Genomic DNA, 20,799 nt, shown 5'->3' with positions numbered 1-20,799 from the left:
CTGCGCTCCGACCCGGCCACCCATTCCACATCCCGTTCTCGTGTCAAAATGGGACACTAACTCCTAAATCTTTATATTAGACCGGATTTCGGGTCGGACATGGACGAGTCGACGGTCGTTGAGCTCCTTGCAATTAAGCCGGTCCGCGGCAGACGTTCCCCTAGTCGTGTGATCGGACGACCTCGATCGCACTCCGGACCTTCGCAGCCCTCGTGACGCCCCTATCGCAGACGCTCGAACCGATGTGGATCTCCCGGATCCCAGCCTGGACGAGCGTCGCGGCGTCTCCCTCGTTGATCGCCCCTCCCGCCATGACGACGACCCTCCCGCGTGCCTGTCTCGTCAGCCGCGTGAGGAGGTCGATCCCGGCGATAGCCGACGCCTGCCGGCCGGACGTTAGGATCCGCTCGACGCCGAGCTCGACGAGCGTCTCAAGCGCCTGTTCGGGCTCCGGGCACTCATCGAAGGCCTTGTGGAACGTGACCGAGAGCGGACGGGCCGCCTCGACGAGCCTTGCGGTCCTGTCGCGATCCACGGCCTCGGTCGCGTCGAGTACCCCGAAGACCACCCCCGCGGCCCCGAGCGACCGGGCCATCGCGATATCCTCCTGCATGATCTCCATCTCGAGATCCGAGGCGCGGAAGTGCCCCCCTCGCGGTCGAATGAGCACATGAACGGGGATCGTGAGCTTCGCGCACGCGGCCTTGATCGCGCCGGCACTCGGGGTGATCCCGCCGACGGCGAGGTATTCGCACAGCTCGACGCGGTCCGCACCCCCTTCGCCCGCAGCCAGCGCGGATTCCACACCCGCCACACAGATTTCGACGGCAACGCTCATCAGTGATCTCGATGGTGTACGACGACCCTGTCCGTTTCCCCTTCAACCATACTCGCAGGCCACCGACGCGTCTAACCCGCCAGGAAAACCCGTCGTGCTCGTCGCCATGGGATCGCGCTACGGTCGGTTGGATTGCGGTAGGAGAGGAAGCTCGGTACAAGTGGCACAAATCAATTAAGACCTTTTCGCCTGATCGGTCGGGTCGCCCGGGGGGTCGGGGTCGCCGCCCGTTGGCGGCTCGGCCACCTGGGTGCCTCGTGTCTCATTCAATTATGCTTTGAGTCGTTGTCCGAATATGGGGAGAGACAGCCTGTGATCCGTTTGAAGCCAGGACCGACCCTCGTGACGCTCTTCGTCCTTGGCGCGATGGTCGCGCTCGCAAGGACTCGTGACGCGGAGCCCGATGCGACCCGCACGACGGCCTCGCGCAAAAACTCGGACGCGGCGAAACCCGGTTCGGGAGGGCAGGGGCTCGGCCGATATTTCCCGAACACGGAGACGCTCGGGCCCGACGAGATGCGCGTGCTCGCGTGCGGGACGGGGATGCCGACGCCCCGGAGGTCGCAGGCGGCGAGTTGCTTCCTGGTCGAGCTCGGGAACGGCGACAAGTTCCTCTTCGACCTCGGGACCGGCTCGGCGGCGAACCTTGGATCGCTGGAGATTCCGTTCGACTCGCTCGACAAGCTTTTCGTCAGCCATCTGCACGCCGATCATGTCGGGGACCTCGCCTCGCTCTGGGTGGGCGGTTGGGTCGGGGGACGCCACGGCGCCCTCCACGTTTGGGGCCCCAGTGGCCAGGCCGCCGAACTCGGCACGCGACACTTCGTCGAGAAGCTCAAGGACGCATTCCGTTGGGACTACCAGGGTCGCCTGGGCGTCATCCCCGCGGGGGGTGGTCAACTCGATGTTCACGAATTCGACTACCGCCAGGAGAACGAGGTCGTCTATCAGCGGAACGGCGTGACCGTGCGGAGCTGGCCCGCGATCCACGCGCTCGACGGCCCCGTGAGCTACTCGCTGGAGTGGAAGGGCCTCAAGTTCGTCTTCGGGGGCGACACGGTCCCCAACCGCTGGTTCGCCAGGTATGCGAAAGGAGCCGACCTGGCGATCCACGAATGCTTCCTGACACCTCCATTGCTGATGGCCAAGCAGCGCCTGAGCGCCCAGTCGGCCCTCAACGTGGCGACCTCGGTTCATACCGCCCCCGCGGCGTTCGGCCTCGTGATGGAGGAGATCAAGCCGAGGATGGCGGTTGCCTACCACTTCTTCAACGACTTCGACATCCGGTTCCCCTTGTACGAGGGGATCCGCCGGACCTACCAGGGGCCGTTGACGATGGCCACCGACATGCTCGTCTGGAACGTCACCAAGGACGAGATCCGGGTCCGCGAGATCATCGCAAACCCCGACGCCTGGCCCGCCGAGCCCCTCTCTCCCCCGGACCAGCCCGATGCCAAGCTCCGAACCCCATTCTCGCCGTTCGTCGATCAGGGCCGCATCGACGTGAGCAAGGAGCTCAGCCCGATGATCGACGCATTCAAAAAGGAGAACGGCCTGGAGTAGGTCGTGCGACGCTTTAGGGCAGGGGCTGGATTCACCACAAAGGCACAAGGACACAAAGGAAGATGCAAGTAGAGGTGAAATTAGGGTTTTGGAATATTTTTAAAACTTTGTGCCTTTATTGTGAATCCGGTCCCGCCGATGACCAATCGAGAGGCCGGAGTGGCTTTTAGGAAGGGGCCTTCCAGATGCCGAGCTCTTGCATCAGGGCGACTTGGCGTTCGAGCACGTCCCGCTTGTATTCGGCGTGTTTGCCGGGGATATGGTCGATGTAGCGATTCCTGGGATAGAGCGGGCGTTCGTAGATGAGCTGGGCCATCTCGGTGCGGACGTCCTTCAACCAGTTGGTGACCTGGGCGTTCGCCCGGTGATGCCGCAGGGCCTCGATGTTGATGACGCCGCTGACATAGGTGGAATTGTTGGTGTCGCGCTGCTTGCCGACGATCGCCCCTTTGTAGTCGACGATCATCGACTGGCCGCTCCCCGCGTCGATCGGCGCCTCGCCCCCCGGCTCGAGGTAGCAGCCGCCGATGTTCGGGGCGACGATGTACAGGTTGTTTTCAAGAGCTCGGGCGCGGTTGGAGATCTCGAAGATATCATTCTGCGTGAAGGGGCCGGGCAAGGAGGCACGGTAGACGACCTCGGCGCCGTTCATGGCCAGCCCTCGACCGTTTTCGGGGTAGTTGCCTTCCATCGCCATCATGACGCCGAGTCGGCCGATCGGTGTGTCGACGACCGGCCAGAAGGCCTGGAGCGTCCGCCCGTAACGTTCGAGCCACCAGTCGAAGAGGTCGTGCGGCGAGACGGAGCGCTCGCAAGGCAAGAGTGCCGAGATCTTGTAGTGCTTGAGGATCACGGAACCGTCGGGGTCGATCACGAAGCCGACGTTGAAGAACCGGTCGGGCCATTCCTCATGCCGGGCTTTCGCCTGGGCCATGAGGAACACGCCATACTCTCGCGCGAGCCGGCCCAGCCGATCGGTCTCCGGGCCGGGGATGTCGATGGCACAGGTCCGGGTGAACTCGGCATGGTCGACGTCGAAGATCTCGTCGTTGAACCCTTGAAGGGCACCCTCGGGGATCGCAAGGAGCCGCACGGGGATGTCGAGGTTCGACATCCAGAAGGCAGCCTTCGTGAGATGCTCGAGATGCTCGAGGTTTTTCGCGATATCAGCTCGTGATCGGATCCCCCAGAACGTCGGGATCAACCCTACCGCGTTGTACGGTTCAATCGGCATCGCTCGCCTCGTTCCGAACCCCGAGAGTCACGACCGTTCGCGTCCGGCCTCGATTCTCGCACGGAGGAATGACGGTGTCGACGTTCGGCGGAAGCCGGCCTCGGCGGCCTCTTCCCCTTGAGTCGATGGAGGGCAGGGGGGCGAATCCGTCGGATTCGGGGTGGACACCCAATTCTTTCGAAATGCTGACAATCCAGGACGTTACCTCAACGGACATCGACCGCTCGCGACGGGACGTGCTATCGTTGCCTCGAGAACTCGGCCTCAACCCTGACGAGTGCGGTCGCCCCGATCGAGGTATGCAACGTGTCTGATCCCACGAACGCGGAAACGGCGGAATTCCCGAGCCCTGAGGATGCCGACGGGGGAAGCTCAGAGCCGGTCAAACGAGCCGTGACCGTCGAGTTCGGCGCGAAGTCGCACATCGGAAACGTCCGCACGAAGAACGAGGACCACTTCCTGATCACGAAGATCGGCCGCTCCTTCCGGGTCCTCCAGACGAGCCTGCCCGACGGAGAACTGCCCGCCGAGACCGAGGACGTCGCGTACGGGATGGTCGTCGCCGACGGGATGGGGGGCATGGCCGCCGGCGAGATGGCCAGCCTCATGGCGATCCGGACCGGGGTCTCGCTCGTCCTCGAGTCGCCGAACTGGACCCTGAAGATCGACGACGAACAGGCCCGACGCCTCATCGACCGGCTTCAACAATACTTCCACAAGGTTGACGAGGCCCTGATCGAGCAGACGAAGGTCGACCCGGAACTCTCCGGGATGGGGACGACCCTGACGGTCGCCTACACCGTGGGCGCCGACGCTTTCATCGTCCACGCGGGGGATTCTCGGGCGTATCTCTTTCGCGACGACGAACTCCGCCAACTCACCCGCGACCATACCCTCGCCCAGAGCCTCGTCGACCTCGCGGGACTTCCCCCGGACGATGCCCGCACCCTGGCGGTCCGGCACATCCTGACCAACGTCGCCGGCGGCCCTCAAGGTGGCATCGAGCCCGAAGTCGCGACGATCTCCCTCCGCGATGGCGACCGCCTCCTGCTCTGCACCGACGGCCTCACCGGGATGGTCGAGGATCACGACATCGCGGCAATCCTGCGACTCAGCCGAGACCCCGGACAGAATGCCGAAGCCCTCGTCGCCCGCGCCCTCAAGCACGGTGGCAATGACAACGTCACCGTCATCCTCGCACAGTATCAAGTCATCGATAAATCATAGTGTTTAGGTAGGGGATAGTCATTTAAAAAGGTACAAAGGAGAATAAAAAATTGAATCTCTTTCTTTGAATTCTTTATGCCTTTGTGGTGAAGAGCCTTCCCCTCATTTTCGGGGACGAAGCCAGTCCCACACCGCTCCCGACGCCTCGCGGATGCGGAAGGATTCGACGAGATTGGCGTGGCGTCCGCCCGCGAGCCCATCGGCGAGGAGGGCCGCCCCTTGCGCCGCGTGCTTGACCCAGGCTCCCGGGAGCGAGGGGAGGGAGATCACTGACCCGAACCGGCCGAGGGCTTCCGAGGCCAACGCGGCGATCTCGGGCCGGTCGGCCGAGGCCCCCGAGAGGTAGATCCGCTCGAAGGGCGTGACGGCCTTGAGCCCGGCGACGTGCCTGATGAGCGACTCGCGGAACGCGTCCACGGCCAGGTCGCCGAGGTCGCGGAACCCGCCGCGGAACAGGTCGTTCTTGGAGAGGGGCCCTCGCCAGTAGGCAGCCTCGCCGTCCCAGAAGCCGCCCGAGCCTATCCCGATCGGGCCTCGAGAGCCGGCCGAAGCGTCGACGAGTCGGCCATTCTCGACGACCATGAGCGCCGTGAAGACCGACCCGATCTCGGCGACTGCGAACGTGGAATTGCCGAGCCTTCGCCCTTCGACTTCGGCGTCGATCGAAGCCGCGAGCGCGGCGACGGCGACCTTGTCGGGGGTCCCCATGTCGATCGCATTGACCTTGCGGTGGGAGGGGATCGTCGGGAGATGGATCCCGCCCGGCAGGAAGACCGTCGGAAGGCCGCTGCTGACCAGGGCACGGACCCACGATCGAAACCCGACGACGCCCTGGTCTCCCCCGCGCTGGTCGCTCCGCACCAGGGACATCTGCTCGAGGTCGGCGTCGGTCAACTCGCTCGCCCGGACCAGCGGAACCCCGTATCCCGAAGGGCCGGCGATTAGCTCGAAGGGTTCGAACGATCGGAGGGTTCTGACCAATGCTTCGGGGTCGTCGCGGAGTGCCTGGGGGGTGAGTCGAGCCTGTCCTGCGACCTTTCCATCCTCGAGGAGCAGGAGGTCCAGGCTACTCGTCCCCGGGTCGCTGCCGACGACTCGCGCCAAGGGTTACTCCGGGTTCTGGCCGAGCGTCAGGACCTCTTCAGCGTCGAGGATCTTATCGTTGGAAGTGAAGAGAGCGGCGAGGGCTTTGCGGTGGATCTTCATCTTGGTCCCGCCGACGCCGAGGGCTCCCCAGGCACGTACGCCGTCGCGATCGGCCCCCTTGTCGGTGGCGTTCACGCCTTCGATGCCGAGGGGAGGGACCGCATTCAGGTCGATGACGACCTTCAATTCGGGCAGGGAACGACGTGTGGACTCGGAGAGAAGTTGGGCCCCCGCAGCCCCCGCGGCAATGATGACGGCGGCCCCGGCGAGCCCCTTCGATAGGGCATCAGGGTCGGACGTCCCGAACGCCGTGAAGGGCCTCCCGGTCGCTTCCTGCAAGGCGTGTGCAGTCTTCCGGGCCCGGTCGAGGGTTCGGGAGCCAAGCGAGACCGAGGCGCCGAGGCGGCTCAGCAAGCGCCCCACGCGTTGGCCCACCGGACCGGTCCCGCCCAGCACCGCCGCGTTCACCCCTGCGAGCGAGCCGCCCATTCCTTCCACGGCGGCCAGGACGGCGGCGGCGGCGGTCGTGTTGCAGCCGTTGGCGTCGAAGAGGACCGACACGCGGAAGTTGGCGAAGAAGGTCTTGGTGACCGCATTGAGCACCGCCTCGCCGGCGAGGACGTCGGACCCGCCGACGAAGATCGCGGTTCGGTGCAGGTCGTCAGCACCTCGGGTGAAGAGGGCACCGTAGACCAGGTCTCGGACCGCTTCGGGTCGGATCCCGGCGTGGCGAAAGAGGTGGTCGACTCCGGCATCGGCCGCCACGACGGCGTCGAAGACGCTGGGCTGCGGGTCGGTGTCGAGCTGGATCAGGATCGTCGGCTTGGTACTGGGCATGCTCATCCGCTCGAATCTCGAGGCCTGCATGCAAGGTATGCGACTTGTGCCCCGCCATCTCACTTGCAAAAACGCAGGGATCAGCCGCGGAGCCGCCGAACACGTCGGTTCGTCGGCCCCGACGACCTGGTTGAGTCGGCTCAAGCGAACGGGTGCTTGACCGTATCCTTCTGGGCGGTGATCTCGTCGATCGAGGGCAGGTCCTTCATGGCGTTCGCGATCGCGGCCTTGGTCGCGTCGTAGTTGTACTTGAGGATCTTGGCATTGTCCTCGGCGCCCGGGTGGATGAACACGCCGCAGACGATCACGAGGCTCTCGGCCTGATCCTTGGGGATCGTGCCGTCACCGACGCTGTCGGCCACGGCCTTGGCGACCGCGTACTGGGCGGGGCCGAACATCTGGACGGCCTGCTTCATCCCCTTGATCGTGACCTTGGTGATCATGACCGTGGCGGGCTTGGCGAGCACGTTCGGCGACAGGACGGCGAGCAGGTTGGTGTGGCCCGCGGACTGGTTCGAAAGTGCGTTGGCGAACGCTGCGCCGACAGGGCCCGTCTTGGTGCCGATCAGGAGGTCGATGTGGGCGATCTCGTTGCCGTCGCCGGAAAGGGCCTCGCCGATCTTCATCGTAAAATCGCTCGCCATGGGAGTCGTCTCCAAATCTCAACGAAAAGGATGGTGGGCGTAGGCCGGTCGCCGGCCGGCCCGGGTCGACCCTCAAGGCCGTACGTGACCGACCGGGTGCATGGTCCCGAATCATAACAGTCGAGACGCCGACCGCAACCCCCACGCCGAATTGTTAAGCAATTGCCAGAAAAAAGGTTGTTCGACTCTCACTTTGCTGATTCAATGTCGCGGTGGGCACGCGTGAACCGTGTCCAGGATTTCAACGACCGCGAGGCGGTCGTGCCTCTCTCATTCTTTGCTTGCGGAGACCGACCATGTCCAAGCTGTTCCCGCTCCTGGCCGTGTCCGTCCTGTTCTCAGGCCTGTCGCTCGCGCTGGCCGCCGAAGAGAAGACGATCACCGGCGATGGCGTGTGCGCCAAGTGTGCTCTGAAGGAGACCAAGACCTGCCAGAACACGGTCACGGCCGAGGAAGACGGCAAGAAGGTCACCTACTACATCACCCATGACGCCGTCAGCAAGGCCGTCCACCAGAGCCTCGGCATCTGCGGCGCCAAGAAGGACGCCCCGGTCAAGCTGAAGGTCACCGGCACCGTCAAGGAAGAGGACGGCAAGAAGGTCATCACCGCCACCAAGATCGAAGCGGCCGACTGACCACGTCCTCATCCCTCGGGGCTTATCATTCGAGCTTCGAGATGCATCACATCAGGAGCCTCGGCTCCTCTCTCCGCGACGGGTGAACCTCACTCGTCGCGGCGACGCTGGTTACACTCCTCTCCTCACATCCCCCATCCTCAACTCCGACGCGTGACGCTTCTCATCCTCGGTGCCAGTACGAGATCCGCGGCCTTCTCCGCGATTCGTGCCGGCCTCACTCCCTCGTGCGTCGACCTCTTCGCCGATCGGGACCTCCTCGCGGTCTGCCCTGCATCCCGAATCGAACCCGAGTTCTACCCGGACCACTTCGTCTCGCTTGCCGACGAGCTTCCCAACTCCCCTTGGATGTATACCGGGTCCCTCGAGAATTCTCCCGACCTTGTGGCCACGATCTCGGCCCGGCGGACACTCTGGGGAAACGGTGCGGAGACGTTGAGGGCCGTACGAGATCCCTTCCAGGTCGCTGCCGCTGTACAGCGAGCGGGCCTGGCCTGTCCCGAGGTCCGATCGTCGGCGTGGGGACTCCCTCCGGACGGGCGTTGGTTGGTCAAGCCTTTTGCCTCAGGGGGTGGCTTCGGGATCGTGCCGCTCGAGCCTGGTTACCGTGCACCCCTCCGCCCTTTCTACTACCAGGAACACATCCCCGGACCGAGCTTCTCCGCCATCTTTCTCGGCGAAAGGACGGAGGCGAAGCTCGTCGGCGTGACCAGACAACTGATCGGCGTTCCAGGCGCATCCTTCGCGTATCGAGGGAGCCTGGGTCCCTGGCCGGTGTCCTCTGAGGCCTCACATAGGCTCGGAGAACTGGGAACCGTCCTGGTACGGTCCTTCGGCCTCCTCGGTCTCTTCGGCGTCGACTTCATCCTCCGCGACGACTATCCCTGGCCCGTCGAGGTGAACCCGAGGTATACGGCGTCCGTCGAGATTCTCGAATACGCCCTGGGCCGTTCCCTGCTGGCCGACCACGCTCGCATCTTCGATCGCGAGGTGTTGCGGCCTCCTGATTCTGAAAAAAGAAATTTCCCACGTCTTGTTGGGAAGCAAATCTTGTTTGCTTCGACTCCCTGCATCTTTCCCGCGAACGAGGAACGAACTGGCGTCCTCCGGTCGCCCTTCGAGTTCCCCCGAATCGCGGATATTCCCGAAGCCGGGACTCGTTTCGGGACCGGCGAACCGGTCCTGACCTTGTTCGCGACGGGTCGGGACGCGACGGCCTGTCAGAGGAGATTGGGCCGGCTGTCCGCCTTCTGGGAGGGGAGGCTCCGGCCAGGATAACGCGAGCGAACGCTGGCGTGTTCACTCGCCGTCTGATCGCCCATCGAGCGACGAGTCGCGGTCGAACCGTCGCCCGATCCACTGCAAGGGGACCAGTTGAGTGATCAGGAACCGGAAGGTTCCGAACCGCCGAATGATCTGCGGCCCGACGCTCAAAGACTCTTGAGATAGGTCAGAAGGTCGTTAGTTTCCTCGTCGGAAAGCGTACCCAGGCCGGTCACGGCATCGGGGCCGTGGGGGCCGGTGAGGGCTTCGGCGAGGGTCTTGGATCGCCCGTCGTGGAGGTAGGGGTCTTTGTCGTAAAGCCCGCGCAACGACGGCGGGTTATAACCGTCATAGGCGTCGTCGGACTCCTCGAGACCCGCCTTGTGGATTCGGCCGTCGGTGAATTCCTGGCCGCCATGGCAGGTGTTGCAAGCAGCCTTCGCCGATCGGAACACGACCTCGCCTCGTTTCGCCGCGGGCGAGAGGCTGCCGTCGGGCTCGCGATGGGGGTTCTTGGGGAAGTCGAGGGTCTTCAAATACGCGACAAGGGCCTCGACCTCTGCGGGCTTGGGTCGCTTCCCTTGCATGCTCTTGGTGAAGGACTCGACGGTCGCGTCCTCGAGGCTTTTCTGCCAGCCGTGCCACGTCCAGGGGCCGGTGGAGGCGACCCCTCGGAGCGTCGGTACTTTCTTGCGGCTCCGCTTGTGCTCGCTGCTGTAGTCGTGTCGGCCGTCGTTGAACGTGTCGAAGTCGAGCCCGTTGGTGTGGCCGTCGCTGTGGCACGTGTTGCAGCTATACCACTGGTTGAACGATCGCTCGGCGGCGTGAAAAAGGACCTCCCCTCGCCTGACGAGCGAGGGCTCCTTGGGTCCGCCGAGTGCGATCGTCTTCGAGAGCTCGCCGGTCTCGGCGTTGACGACCTGAATCGAGTCGTCCAGGTAGTTGGCGACGTACAAGGTTTTCGCGTCGGGGGCGAAGGCCAGTTCGGTCGGACGACCTCCCAGCTCGACGCGTTTGAACCGTGCGGGGTCGTTGAGGAGTTCGGGGGCAATCAGGTCCCGCGACCCGCCCGACCGCCAGGGGAGGCGTCGGGCATCCGTCCGGAAGACCATGACCTCGTGGGTCCCGCCGCAGCTCACGGCCAGGAAACGCCCGTCGGATCCGATGGCGAGCCCGTGCGCATCGCCGGCGGCCTTGCCACGAACGTCGAGGGTCAGGGTCGAATAGGTGGCCGACCCGTTGAGGGTCACCCGCGTAATGCGCTGGCCGAGGACCCAGCCGAGGTCGATATTGTTCTGGGTCGTGGCGAACCCACGGTTGTACATGTTGGCCACGTAGCCATATTTGCCGTCCGGGGAGAAGGCGACCTGGCGGAGATTATCCCCCTCGACGGTGAGCGACCGCTCGACCTTCCAGGCCCCGGTTGCGATGACGCTCAACTCCTGCGACCGGGCGTTGCCGACGAGGAGTAGCCCGCCGTCCGTCGAGAGCGCGAGGCCTCTCGGCTCTCGGCCGACGGCCAGTCGTCCGGTGACCTTCCGGGCTTCGAGATCGACGCGGGCCACTTCGTTGCTCACGCCGACCGCCACGTAGGCCGTCACCCCATCGGGGGCGATCACGACGCCTCGGGGCTCCGGTCCGACCTCGATCTTACCGACGATCTTGAGTCGGTCGGTGGTGATGTCGAGCAGGGCGAGGTCATATCCGTACCAATGCGTCACCAGCCCTCGCCGGCCGTCCTTCGAGATCGCGACACCCGCGGGCTTCTCGCCCGTCGGGATTTCGTCGAGGACCTTGCCGGCGGTTGTGTCGATGAGGGAGACCGTGCCCGAAGTCTGGTTCGCAGACAGGAGTCGCGTACCGTCGCTCGAGAGGGCCAGGGCGATCGGCGATCGGTGCGGCCCGGAATCCTTCGAGTCCTCGGCCTGGGAGGCCGCCAGGGATGCCGAGGCCACCAGGCCCGCGGCCACCACGAACGCGAGTCGAGTGTGAGGACGCAACCTCATGAAGCACGCTCCAGGCTTTGGGGTGGGATCCACGCGGGCGAGGTCGGCGTTCGGGGGTGAGGCTGGCTCCTGGCCACACGTCGGCAGGACTCGATCCGCTCGGGCGTCGGTCATCGGGCTCCGAGCGGAAACCCTCGGTCGATCACGGGCCGGACGAAGCCGACTTCGGGCGCCAAGAGTATTTTAGCGTCGGGTCCATCCTTGCGGCACCCATTTCCTCGCGGGCACGCGGTCAGTTGCCCGCCGGGTCGCTCGAGTTACATCCGATCGGCCACCTCGATTCCAAGCAAGTTCAACCCGAATTTCAAGGTCCTTGCCGTCAGGTCGGCGAGCGCAAGTCGGCTATTCTTGCGTTCCGTCGATTCGGCCTTGAGGACCGGGCACTCCTGGAAGAACGTGCTGAAGGTCCCCGCGAGGTCGAACAGGTAGTCGGTCAGGATGTTCGGCTTGAGCTCCGACGCGGCCAGATCGAGGGTCTCGGGGAGTCGGAGCAGCCGGACCGCCAGGGCCCGCTCGGCGGGATGGCTGAGGGCGATCTCCGGCCGAAGGCCTCGGATCTCCTCGGGGGTGGTTTCACCCTTCCGGAAAATGCTCTGAATCCGCGCGTACGCGTACTGGTTGTAAGCGCCGGTATTCCCGTTCATGGCCAGCATTTTTTGCCAGTCGAACACGTAGTCGCTCATCCGGTTCTGCGAGAGGTCCGCGTATTTGATGGCGCCGAGTCCGACAACCTCGGCGACACGCTGGCGTTCCTCGGGGGAGAGCTCAGGGCTATTCTCATCGACGACCTTGCGTGCCTCGACGACCGCTTCGTCCAAGAGCGACTCGAGGCCGACGACGTCACCGTCCCGCGTCTTATAGGGTTTGCGATCTTGGCCGAGGACCGTGCCGAAGGCGACGTGCTCGAGATCAGTGCGATCGAACCCCCACCGACGCGCGACCGCGAAGAGCAGTTTGAAGTGGTCGGCCTGGCGGTGATCGACGACGTAGAGGACCTCGTCGGGCTGCCAGGTTTCCTCGCGGTACTTGATCGTCGCCAGGTCGGAGGTCGCGTAGTTGAAGGCACCGTCGCTCTTCCGGACGATGAATGGGGCCTTCGCCTTGTCGACGAAGACGACCGTCGCTCCCTCACTCTCCTCGGCCATCCCCTTCTTCTGGAGGTCCTCGACGACTCCGCCGAGCATCGGATCGTAGAAGCTCTCGCCGAGCTGAACGTCGAACTGGACGCCGAGCCGTCGATAGACCTCCTCGAGCGCGGAGAGGCAGTATGGCATGAACCGTTCCCAGAGGGCCCGATTCTCCGGGTCCCCCGCGTGGAGCTTGGCCGTTTCGGCGCGGCTGGCTTCCTCGACGTCTTTCTCACCCGCCTTGATCCGCGATTGGGCCAACCGATAAAGACGGGCGAGTTCTGCGACCGGATTCTCCTCGAAGGCCGGGTCGTCGCGGTGGTTTTTCCAGCCCCAGAGGATCATCCCGAACTGCGAGCCCCAATCGCCGAGGTGATTGTCTCGGACGACCTTGTGTCCGAGGGTCGCGAAGATCCGCGAGAGGCTTTCGCCGATCACGGTCGAGCGGATGTGCCCGACGTGCATCGGCTTCGCGACGTTCGGCGACGAGTAGTCGACGATGACCGTCTTCGGCTTGGCGGGGGGGCTGATACCGAGCGCCTCATCGTTTATGAGGACGCCCAACGCCTTCGAGAGCCAGGCGTCGTCGAGGCGGACGTTGAGGAATCCGGGGCCGGCGACTTCGGGCCGAGGGGCGAGCGGAGCGAGGTCCACCACCTCCGCCACACCCTGCGCGACCTCGCGGGGATTCTTCTTGAGGGCCTTGGCCACCGTCATGCAGCCGTTGGCCTGGTAGTCGCCGAACTTCGCGTCGGTGCTCGGCCGGACGGCCGCGGCGAACGTGGAGGCGTCGCCACCTTCGGGGGTCGCGGCGCCGAAGGCCTCGCGGAGACGTTCAAGGACGTTCATGGATGTCCTGCTGACCAGACGAAAGCCGCCCCTTCGCGGGGCGGCGTCCAGGATGGGGCCGGTTTTTAGGTCACGACCAGGGGGTCAATCCGATGACTCGGGGGCTTCGTCGACATCGGGCGCCGGCGCGGTCACCTTCTGGCGAGTCGGGTCCTGCCACTCGAGTCGGGCCGCGTCGCCCCAGATCTCCTCCAGGGCGTAATACGTCCGGGCCTCGCCCGAGAAGACATGGACGACGAAGTCGCCGTAGTCGATCAGGATCCAGCGCCCTTCCTCGGATCCCTCGATCCCGAGCTTGTGCTCGCCGAGCTTCTTCATCTCCTGATCGATCTCACTGGCGATGGCGTGCGCCTGTCGCCTCGAGGCCGCCGTGGCGATCATGAAGTAATCGACCAGCGGCGTGACCTCGCGGAGGTCGAGCAGCAAGATATCCTTCGCGCGATTGTCGTCGGCGATCCTGGCGCAGATCGTCGCATGCTCCAGGGCGCGGGCCAGGCGGTCGGGCTGGATTCTCCCGGAGGCGCCGTACGGGACGTCGTCCTGGTGGAGGGCATGCCGGCTGCGTCGTCGTTGAGTCTTCGCCGAGACCGGGGCCTCAGACGTCGGGGTGACTTCTGTCGATTCGTTGGGTTCTGCCATCACAACTCGTCCGAGAGAGCGGGAATGCCGAGGCGGTCTCAATCCCGCCATCCATCCCCGAGGCCGGGTTCGGCGGGGAAACTCACGCGCACCGAAACCCCTGCTCATTCCATCTCAAGGGCGGACACGCGCATGGATCTTCAGGTTCAACGGGAACACCTTTCCAGTCTAGCTTCGCCCAATCCTCATGCCTACCGCAGAAATTCCTGCGAGCAGTGACTCCAACCCTCGACAACGACATCGACTGGGGCTTTCACCTCCCCAGGTCGAACCTTTGCGTCTGACGATGATCCGGTCCACAACGATGTGAATCGGGAGTGCTCCAACGCGTCTTGCCTTCGAGATTCGATCCCGGATTGCCGACCCGGTAACCAGCCAAAGCTCGTGATGTGGGCTTAGGAAGCCGCAGATGAATTTGCCCTGCGGAGGTCCAACGTTCGATTAGGGAGGGTGAGCGCGCTGATCCTTCGAATCATCGACGAGAAAACCAATCTTCTAGGAATGGCCGAACAGCCTCGAGTTGGTCTAGAATTTCACGCTCTTGGAGGGGTGTGCCGTGAAAATTAAAGAGGAATGTGGTTTCGTCTGAATCTGTGAATGCCATCGTTCTGAACTCATGAAGGCACTCTTCAGGGATCGACTTCATCACCGTTTCCAGATTCTCACGAGTGATGAGCAGAGCGACCTTTAATACGAGCTCTTTGCCGGTGTAGACCCCTCGTCGGTAGGAATCGATGTAGTATTCGACTTTCATTTGGCGGGTCACGAAGATGTGTTTAAGGCCACGGCCGCCCGAATGAGGGCCTTCAAGGCTTCCTCGTCCTCCGAGTCACCCTCGCGGAAATCGATCGCGCGACGGGTGTTGCCTTCGAGGCTCGAGTTAAAGAGGCCTGAAGGGTCCGGTAATGAGGCTCCCTTGGCGAAGGTCATCTTTACGACCGCCTTGTAGGTCTCGCCGGTACAAATCAGCCCGTTGAGCGACCAGGTCGGGACACCCGCCGGATTCGAGGGCTTTTTCCATTTCGGTTCTTCGGTAATCCCGGGGTCGACCGACAGGATCAGCGTGCGGAGTCGGGAGAGCATCTCGACCCTCCAGTCGACCGAATTCGAGGAAAGCGGGTCGTCGTTGGGTTGGTTCTTCTTCATAAAGGACCGAGTCCTGCACCTCAAACGAAGCCAACTGAAGGGCAGGCATGCGGCTCAGGGATCGCGTGCTGCGAGAGCGGTAGCCGATGCCGTTGGATTCCTCCGCCACCATACATCGTGGGTCGCGGAGACCGCCAGGACCCAGCCGGCGCCGATCAGGAGGCCCGCGACGACGTCGGTGGGGTAGTGGACGCCGAGCCAGACCCGGCTCAAGGCGACGAGGATGGCGGCGGGAAGGCAGGCGATTGCCGCGAGCCATCGCAACCGATGCCTGGCCTCGGGGATGATCCTCAGCAAGAGGATCGCCAGCATCGTGAAGAAGGCCGAGGCGAAGACGCTGTGCCCGCTGGGGAAGCTGAACGCGGTCTCGGCGATTAGTCGATTGCCCAAGGGGGGCCGCTCGCGCCGGATTAGCTCTTTCAGGGCGGAGCAAACGAAACGTCCGCCGACGATGACCGCCAGCCAGAAGAAGGCGTCCGACCTTCGAACTCCCGCGACACCGCGACGCCAGAGTACATAGAGCCCCGCGGTCATGGCCAGTGTCGCGACCGTGGCGATGTCGGGGTTCCCGAACCGCGTGGCCGCGTGGAAGAAGGATGTTAAGCCGGGCCAGTTACCTCGAGTCGAGACGACCCAGTCGTGGACTTTTCGGTCGAGGACTCCGGCCCTGCTGACCCAGGTCGGCTTGCCGGCTTGGCCATAAGCAAAGATTAGCGCCCCGAGGACGATCAGGACGATCCCGGCCCGCCAGAAGTCGGCCTGCAATCGTCGAGGATCTCTCGGAGGGGGATCCTGCATGGTGATCTCGCTCGAAGTTTCCGCGGCATGACGGCCCCGCCCTTGGCGAGGATCGTCTGCCATCCCTCCTCGAGATCAATTGCCGTGCCGATCACGGCTCCTCGGGGAGCGCGAAGGTCTTTCGCAGGCACGCGAGCGCCTCTTTCCCTCGAGCGGGGTCGGTGGCCACGTTGATCCGGACTTCGCTCGTATTGATCAAGGCAATGTTGATCCCACGCTCGGCCAGGGCGCCGAACATCCGCGTGGCGACGCCGGTGTGGGTCCGCATGCCGACGCCGAGGACCGAGAGCTTGGCGATGCTGGGTTCGATCGAGACGTCGCCCGGGCCGTCGCCGGTGGCGGCTTTGGCGGCTTCGGCGGCGGAGTGGCTCGGCACGGTGAACGACAGGTGGGTGTTCCCGGCCGTGCTCACGTTCTGCACGATCATGTCGACGAAGACGCCCGCGGCGGCGATCTGGCGGAAGACTCGACCCGCATAGCCGGGCTGGTCGGGGACGTTGAACAGGGTGATCCGCGACTGCCCCTCGTCGAGCTCGACGCCGGAGATCACGAGGTCTTCCATCCCAGGCGTCGGCGTGCTGGAGACCCCGTTCTCGGCGGCGGGGGCCGGGCGTTTGGCGATCGTCGAGGATCGCTCGATCGCGAAAGGCGCGGAGTTCGAATTGTCCCACTGGTCGAGTGCAAACGCCTTGTGGACGGCCCGAAGCGCGGTAGCCGCCGAGGCGCGATCGACCAAAACGCTGATCTTGATCTCGCTGGTCGTGATCATCTCGATGTTGATGCCGGCCTTGGCGAGCGCCTCGAACATGGTCGTGGCGACGCCGGTGTGCGTACGCATCCCGAGCCCGACGACCGAGACCTTCGCGACTTCCGCCTCGTGGGTCACCGAGGTTGCGCCGATCGCCTTGGCGGCGGCCTCGGCGGCGTTCAAGGTTTCGGCGAGGTCGTCGGAGTCGACGGTGAAGCTGACCTCGGTCGCCCCTTCGGTCGCGACGTTCTGGACGATCATGTCGACGACGATGTTCGCCGCGGCGATCGTGTGGAAGAGCGAGTGGACCACTCCGGGGCGATCTGGAACGCCGAGGATCGTGATCCGTGCCTCATCCTTGGCGAGCGCCGCGCCGGTCACGGTGACGCCGAGCCGACGCGCGTCGGCCTCGGCGACGATCCAGGTGCCTGGTGTGTCGGTGAACGAGCTCCGGACGTGGATCGGCACGCCGTACTTCTTGGCGAACTCGATCGAACGCGAGTGCATGACCCCCGCGCCGAGGCTGGCCAGTTCGAGCATCTCGTCGTAGCTGATCCGGTCGATCTTCCTCGCCTCGGGGACGACCCTGGGGTCGGTCGTGTAGACGCCGTCGACGTCGGTGTAGATCTCGCAGGCGTCGGCGCCGAGGACCGCGGCCAGGGCCACGGCGGTCGTGTCGGACCCCCCTCGGCCGAGCGTGGTGATGTTGTAGTTCTCGTCGATCCCCTGGAATCCGGCGACGATGACGATCTTGCCGTCGCCGAGCGCCTGGACCATCCGCTCGGTCGAGATGTTGCGGATCCGAGCCTTGGTGTGGAAGCTGTCGGTCACGAGGCCGACCTGGGCCCCGGTGAAGCTGATCGCCGGGACGCCGAGGGCCTGGATCGCCATCGCCATGAGGGCGACGCTGATCTGCTCGCCCGTGGAGAGGAGCATGTCCATCTCCCGGGCCGGCGGGTGCTCGGAGATTTCCTTGGCGAGCTCGACGAGTTCGTCGGTGGTGTGCCCGCGCGCCGAGACGACGACGAGTACCTGCTGGCCTCGCTGATGGGCCTGGATGGCACGCCGAGCGGCGGCGAGGATCTTGTTCGAATCGGCGACGCTGGTGCCGCCGAACTTCTGGACCAAAAGAGGCACGGGCAAGGCTCCGCTCTGCATACCAAGAGGAGAATTTCGAATCAAACCCTCGGGATCGGGGAGGGACCGACGTCCGGCCGCCTTCGACCTTACGACTTCAGCAGGAAGGACATCAACTCGAATCCGCGTTCGAGCGCCGGGCCGCCGGCTTCTGCCGCGGAGATCTCGTCGTAGGAGAGGCCCGAGGCGGCGAGCCCCGGACCGCCGATCGCCCAGGCGACCCATCCTCGGTCGTGGGCGCGGGTGCGCAGCAGGGTCGCGTGGTCGGGGGAGATCAGCATCCGCCAGTTTCCATAGCCCTCGAGAGCCTGGCGGAGCGGGCCGACGATTTCGCGGTCCATCCGCTCGAGCGCCTCGACCTTGGCGTCGGCCCGCCCTTCGTGGCTCGCCTCGTCGGGCGCCTCGACATGGACGCAGACGATGTCATGGTCCTTGAGGGCCTCGATCCCATAGCGGCCCTTGGCCGCATAGTCGGTGTCGAGATAGCCCGTCGCGCCCGGGACATCGATCCGATTCCAACCCGCCAGGACCCCGACGCCTCGGACGAGGTCGACGGCGGAGATGATCGCCCCCCTGAGCCCGTGGACGTCGATGAACTTCGGCAGCGCCGGCGCCTTCCCCTGGCCCCAGAGCCAGATCGCGTTGGCCGGCGATTTCCCTGCCGCGAGTCGGGCCTGGTTAATGGGATGGTCCCGGACGACGGCAGTCCCCTCGTCGATCAGACCGCGGAGGGTCTCGGAACCCGTCCCCCTCGGCAAGAAGGCTTCCGCCGGGCGATCGGGCTGGTCGTGCGGGGGGGTGGTCAGCGTCGTCTCGTCGAACGGCCGTTCTCCGGGCTTTCCCCGATAGATCATCAGGTTCCGGTAGCTGACGCCCGGATAGAACTCGACGCCGGGCCGGCCGACCTTGGCCTGCACCGCCTCCATCAGGACCTGACCTTCTTCGCTCGTGATGTGCCCCGCGGTGAAGTCGCTCAGCAATCCGTCGCGGATGGTCATCAGATTGCACCGCACGGCCCAGTCGTCGGGGCCGATGGTATGTCCCATCGCCGCGGCCTCGAGCGGCGCACGGCCCGTGTAGTAGAGCAGGGGGTCGTACCCGAACAGGCTCAACGTCGCCACGTCGCTCGCCGGCAGGAACTTGTCGGGGACGTTCCGCGACCTGCCGAGGATCCCTTCGCGCGCGATCCGATCCATCTCCGGCGTCTGCGCCGCCTGGAGGGGCGTCTTGCCCCCGAGCGAGGCCTGGGGCTCGTCGGACGCGCCGTCGGGGATCACGATGACATACTTCGTCGGCATGGCGGTCTTGCTCAAGGGGACTCGCACCACAAAGGCACGGACACGGAAGGCGAGCGGGAGAACGTTCGAAAAAGGCTTATCGGAAGTCGTGAATCAGGATCGATCGACGCCAGGTCGAGATTGTCCGACTCCCTCGAGGATCCTCACTCCTCGACACCGAGTCGCACGCTCGGCGCGCGGACGACGTCGAGCCCGTCGATCTCGTCGAGGGCCGCGGTCAGGTTGGCCTCGACCGCAAGGTGGGTCATGATCACGAGTGGCACCGGGCTGTCGCTCGGGGCGTCATCGCCGGGGTCATGCTGGATCACGCTGGCGATGCTGATCCCGTGATGTCCGAGGACCTGGGCGAGCGACGCGAGCACACCGGGCCGATCGGCGATCGTGAACCGGAGGTAGTAGCGGCTCCGCACCTGGCTCGTCGGCGTGAGGCGAGTCGGCGGGGCCGCCTCCGGCCAGAGGTTCAACGCGGACGAAGTCAGCGCGGCACGTCCGACGACAACGTCGATCAGGTCGCCGACCACCGCCGAAGCCGTCGGCATCATCCCGGCCCCTCTCCCATAGAAGAGGGTATCACCCACGGCGTCGCCGACGACGCGGATCGCGTTGTAAGGGCCCCGGACCTCGGCCAGCGGAGTGCCCTGCTTGACCAACGTCGGCGCGACTCGTAGCTCAAGCCCGGCCTCGGAGAGCTTCGCGAGCGCGAGCAGCTTCACCGTGTATCCGAGCTCGGCGGCGTACTTGATGTCGGCCAGTTGGAGCCGGTCGATCCCCGATCGGGGGATCTGCGCCGTGGTGACGCCCGCGGAGAACGCGAGTTGGGCCAGGATCGCGAGCTTGTGGGCGGTGTCGGTCCCGTCGACGTCGAGGGTCGGGTCGGCCTCCGCATACCCGAGCTCCTGCGCCTGCCCCAACGCCGTGGCGTAGGAGAGGCCGTCGCGGGTCATCGAGGTCAGGATAAAGTTACAGGTGCCGTTGACGATCGCCGCGAGACTCTGAACCTGGTTCGCCGCGAGCGAGACGCCGAGGGCCTGGACGATCGGGATCCCCCCGCCGACGGTCGCCTCGAAGGCGATCGCCCGGCCATACTTTCGCGCCTGCGTGAAGAGCCGGGTGCCGTGCTCGGCCAGCAGTGCCTTGTTCGCCGTCACCACGTCCTTGCCGGCCGCCATTGCGTCGAGCACCAGACTGAGGGCCGGCTCGATCCCCCCCATCGTCTCGACGACGATCTGGACTTCGGGATCGTCGATCACCCGCCTCGGGTCGAGCACGACGCATTCTTCGGGCAACGTCATCCCGCGATCCTTGGCGCGGTCGCGGACGACCGCCCGTCGAAGCTCGATGCGTCGCCCGGCCCGTCGGGAAATGCGGTCGCCGTTCTCGACTAAGAGGCGAGCCACTCCCGAGCCAACCGTCCCCAGTCCCAAGATCCCGACACCGACTCGTTCCATCCCCCCCCCATCGCCGAGCTTACAAACCCTAACATCTTGGCCGACAAGACAAATAACCCTAGCGATCCCCCTTCGCGTCGGCAAGAGGGCGCGAAATTCCCATCCCCCAATCCCGCCGATCCCACGAGCCTTTCGCTCCTCTCGGTTCCCAACACTCCCCGGTGGGCGCTTGTCTCGCGGGAAGAATCCATTATACTAGCTCCCGTGATCGCGAAG

The 20,799-nt window shown here is 64.9% G+C and carries 17 protein-coding genes; 4 read left to right on the top strand and 13 right to left on the bottom strand.

The window, feature by feature from the left end; translation table 11 throughout:
* Positions 1–160: 160 nt before the first annotated feature.
* Entirely contained in the window at positions 161–838 is a 678-nt protein-coding gene (locus ACYOEI_RS06455; protein WP_462848526.1) for a copper homeostasis protein CutC, read from the bottom strand.
* A 312-nt stretch (positions 839–1,150) separates the two neighbouring features.
* On the opposite strand from ACYOEI_RS06455, the gene gntH reads away from it, so the two are divergent.
* Complete coding sequence (gene gntH, locus ACYOEI_RS06450; protein WP_462848525.1) at positions 1,151–2,401, top strand: guanitoxin biosynthesis MBL fold metallo-hydrolase GntH; 1,251 nt, start codon at positions 1,151–1,153, stop codon at positions 2,399–2,401.
* Positions 2,402–2,567: 166 nt separating this feature from the next.
* Here gntH and ACYOEI_RS06445 read toward each other — a convergent pair whose 3' ends face one another.
* Complete coding sequence (locus tag ACYOEI_RS06445; RefSeq protein WP_462848524.1) at positions 2,568–3,635, bottom strand: nitrilase-related carbon-nitrogen hydrolase; 1,068 nt, start codon at positions 3,633–3,635, stop codon at positions 2,568–2,570.
* A gap of 306 nt (positions 3,636–3,941) precedes the next feature.
* On the opposite strand from ACYOEI_RS06445, the gene ACYOEI_RS06440 reads away from it, so the two are divergent.
* On the top strand, positions 3,942–4,862 hold the full coding sequence (locus ACYOEI_RS06440) for a PP2C family protein-serine/threonine phosphatase (protein WP_462848523.1): 921 nt from the start codon (positions 3,942–3,944) through the stop codon (positions 4,860–4,862).
* A 102-nt stretch (positions 4,863–4,964) separates the two neighbouring features.
* Here the strand turns inward: ACYOEI_RS06440 and ACYOEI_RS06435 are convergent, their stop codons facing one another.
* The 3 genes from ACYOEI_RS06435 to fae form a co-directional block, all read right to left on the bottom strand.
* A complete protein-coding gene (locus ACYOEI_RS06435) occupies positions 4,965–5,966 on the bottom strand; it encodes a DUF1464 family protein (protein WP_462848522.1) in 1,002 nt (333 codons plus the stop codon).
* 3 nt (positions 5,967–5,969) lie between these two features.
* Positions 5,970–6,845 carry an NAD(P)-dependent methylenetetrahydromethanopterin dehydrogenase gene (locus ACYOEI_RS06430; protein ID WP_462848539.1) on the bottom strand — a complete coding sequence of 292 codons (876 nt, stop codon included), beginning with the start codon at positions 6,843–6,845 and terminating at the stop codon, positions 5,970–5,972.
* A gap of 140 nt (positions 6,846–6,985) precedes the next feature.
* Positions 6,986–7,489 (bottom strand): formaldehyde-activating enzyme, encoded by a 504-nt coding sequence (gene fae / locus ACYOEI_RS06425; protein ID WP_462848521.1) that lies wholly within the window; start codon positions 7,487–7,489, stop codon positions 6,986–6,988.
* Between the two features lie 296 nt (positions 7,490–7,785).
* Here fae and ACYOEI_RS06420 point away from each other — a divergent pair, with 296 nt between their 5' ends.
* Entirely contained in the window at positions 7,786–8,124 is a 339-nt protein-coding gene (locus ACYOEI_RS06420; RefSeq protein WP_462848520.1) for a DUF6370 family protein, read from the top strand.
* A gap of 153 nt (positions 8,125–8,277) precedes the next feature.
* Positions 8,278–9,402 (top strand): ATP-grasp domain-containing protein, encoded by a 1,125-nt coding sequence (locus ACYOEI_RS06415; RefSeq protein WP_462848519.1) that lies wholly within the window; start codon positions 8,278–8,280, stop codon positions 9,400–9,402.
* 152 nt (positions 9,403–9,554) lie between these two features.
* Here the strand turns inward: ACYOEI_RS06415 and ACYOEI_RS06410 are convergent, their stop codons facing one another.
* From ACYOEI_RS06410 to ACYOEI_RS06375, 8 genes are all read right to left on the bottom strand, one after another.
* The gene (locus ACYOEI_RS06410; RefSeq protein ID WP_462848518.1) at positions 9,555–11,393 is read right to left on the bottom strand and encodes a YVTN family beta-propeller repeat protein; all 1,839 of its coding nucleotides are present in this window, start codon (positions 11,391–11,393) and stop codon (positions 9,555–9,557) included.
* Positions 11,394–11,650: 257 nt separating this feature from the next.
* Positions 11,651–13,369: an arginine--tRNA ligase gene (gene argS / locus ACYOEI_RS06405; protein WP_462848517.1), complete on the bottom strand. Its 1,719-nt coding sequence runs from the start codon at positions 13,367–13,369 to the stop codon at positions 11,651–11,653.
* Positions 13,370–13,453: 84 nt separating this feature from the next.
* A complete protein-coding gene (gene rsfS / locus ACYOEI_RS06400) occupies positions 13,454–14,008 on the bottom strand; it encodes a ribosome silencing factor (protein WP_462848516.1) in 555 nt (184 codons plus the stop codon).
* A 762-nt stretch (positions 14,009–14,770) separates the two neighbouring features.
* Positions 14,771–15,154 carry a DUF1801 domain-containing protein gene (locus tag ACYOEI_RS06395; RefSeq protein WP_462848515.1) on the bottom strand — a complete coding sequence of 128 codons (384 nt, stop codon included), beginning with the start codon at positions 15,152–15,154 and terminating at the stop codon, positions 14,771–14,773.
* Between the two features lie 54 nt (positions 15,155–15,208).
* On the bottom strand, positions 15,209–16,015 hold the full coding sequence (locus ACYOEI_RS06390; protein ID WP_462848514.1) for a phosphatase PAP2 family protein: 807 nt from the start codon (positions 16,013–16,015) through the stop codon (positions 15,209–15,211).
* A 28-nt stretch (positions 16,016–16,043) separates the two neighbouring features.
* Complete coding sequence (locus ACYOEI_RS06385) at positions 16,044–17,837, bottom strand: aspartate kinase (RefSeq protein WP_462848513.1); 1,794 nt, start codon at positions 17,835–17,837, stop codon at positions 16,044–16,046.
* Between the two features lie 89 nt (positions 17,838–17,926).
* A complete protein-coding gene (locus tag ACYOEI_RS06380) occupies positions 17,927–19,135 on the bottom strand; it encodes a cofactor-independent phosphoglycerate mutase (protein WP_462848538.1) in 1,209 nt (402 codons plus the stop codon).
* A 143-nt stretch (positions 19,136–19,278) separates the two neighbouring features.
* On the bottom strand, positions 19,279–20,583 hold the full coding sequence (locus ACYOEI_RS06375) for a homoserine dehydrogenase (protein WP_462848512.1): 1,305 nt from the start codon (positions 20,581–20,583) through the stop codon (positions 19,279–19,281).
* Positions 20,584–20,799 lie beyond the last annotated feature (216 nt).

Source organism: Singulisphaera rosea, assembly GCF_054877945.1.
The sequence above is the reverse complement of the archived record's forward strand: the minus strand, read 5'-3'. Positions and strand labels throughout refer to the sequence as shown.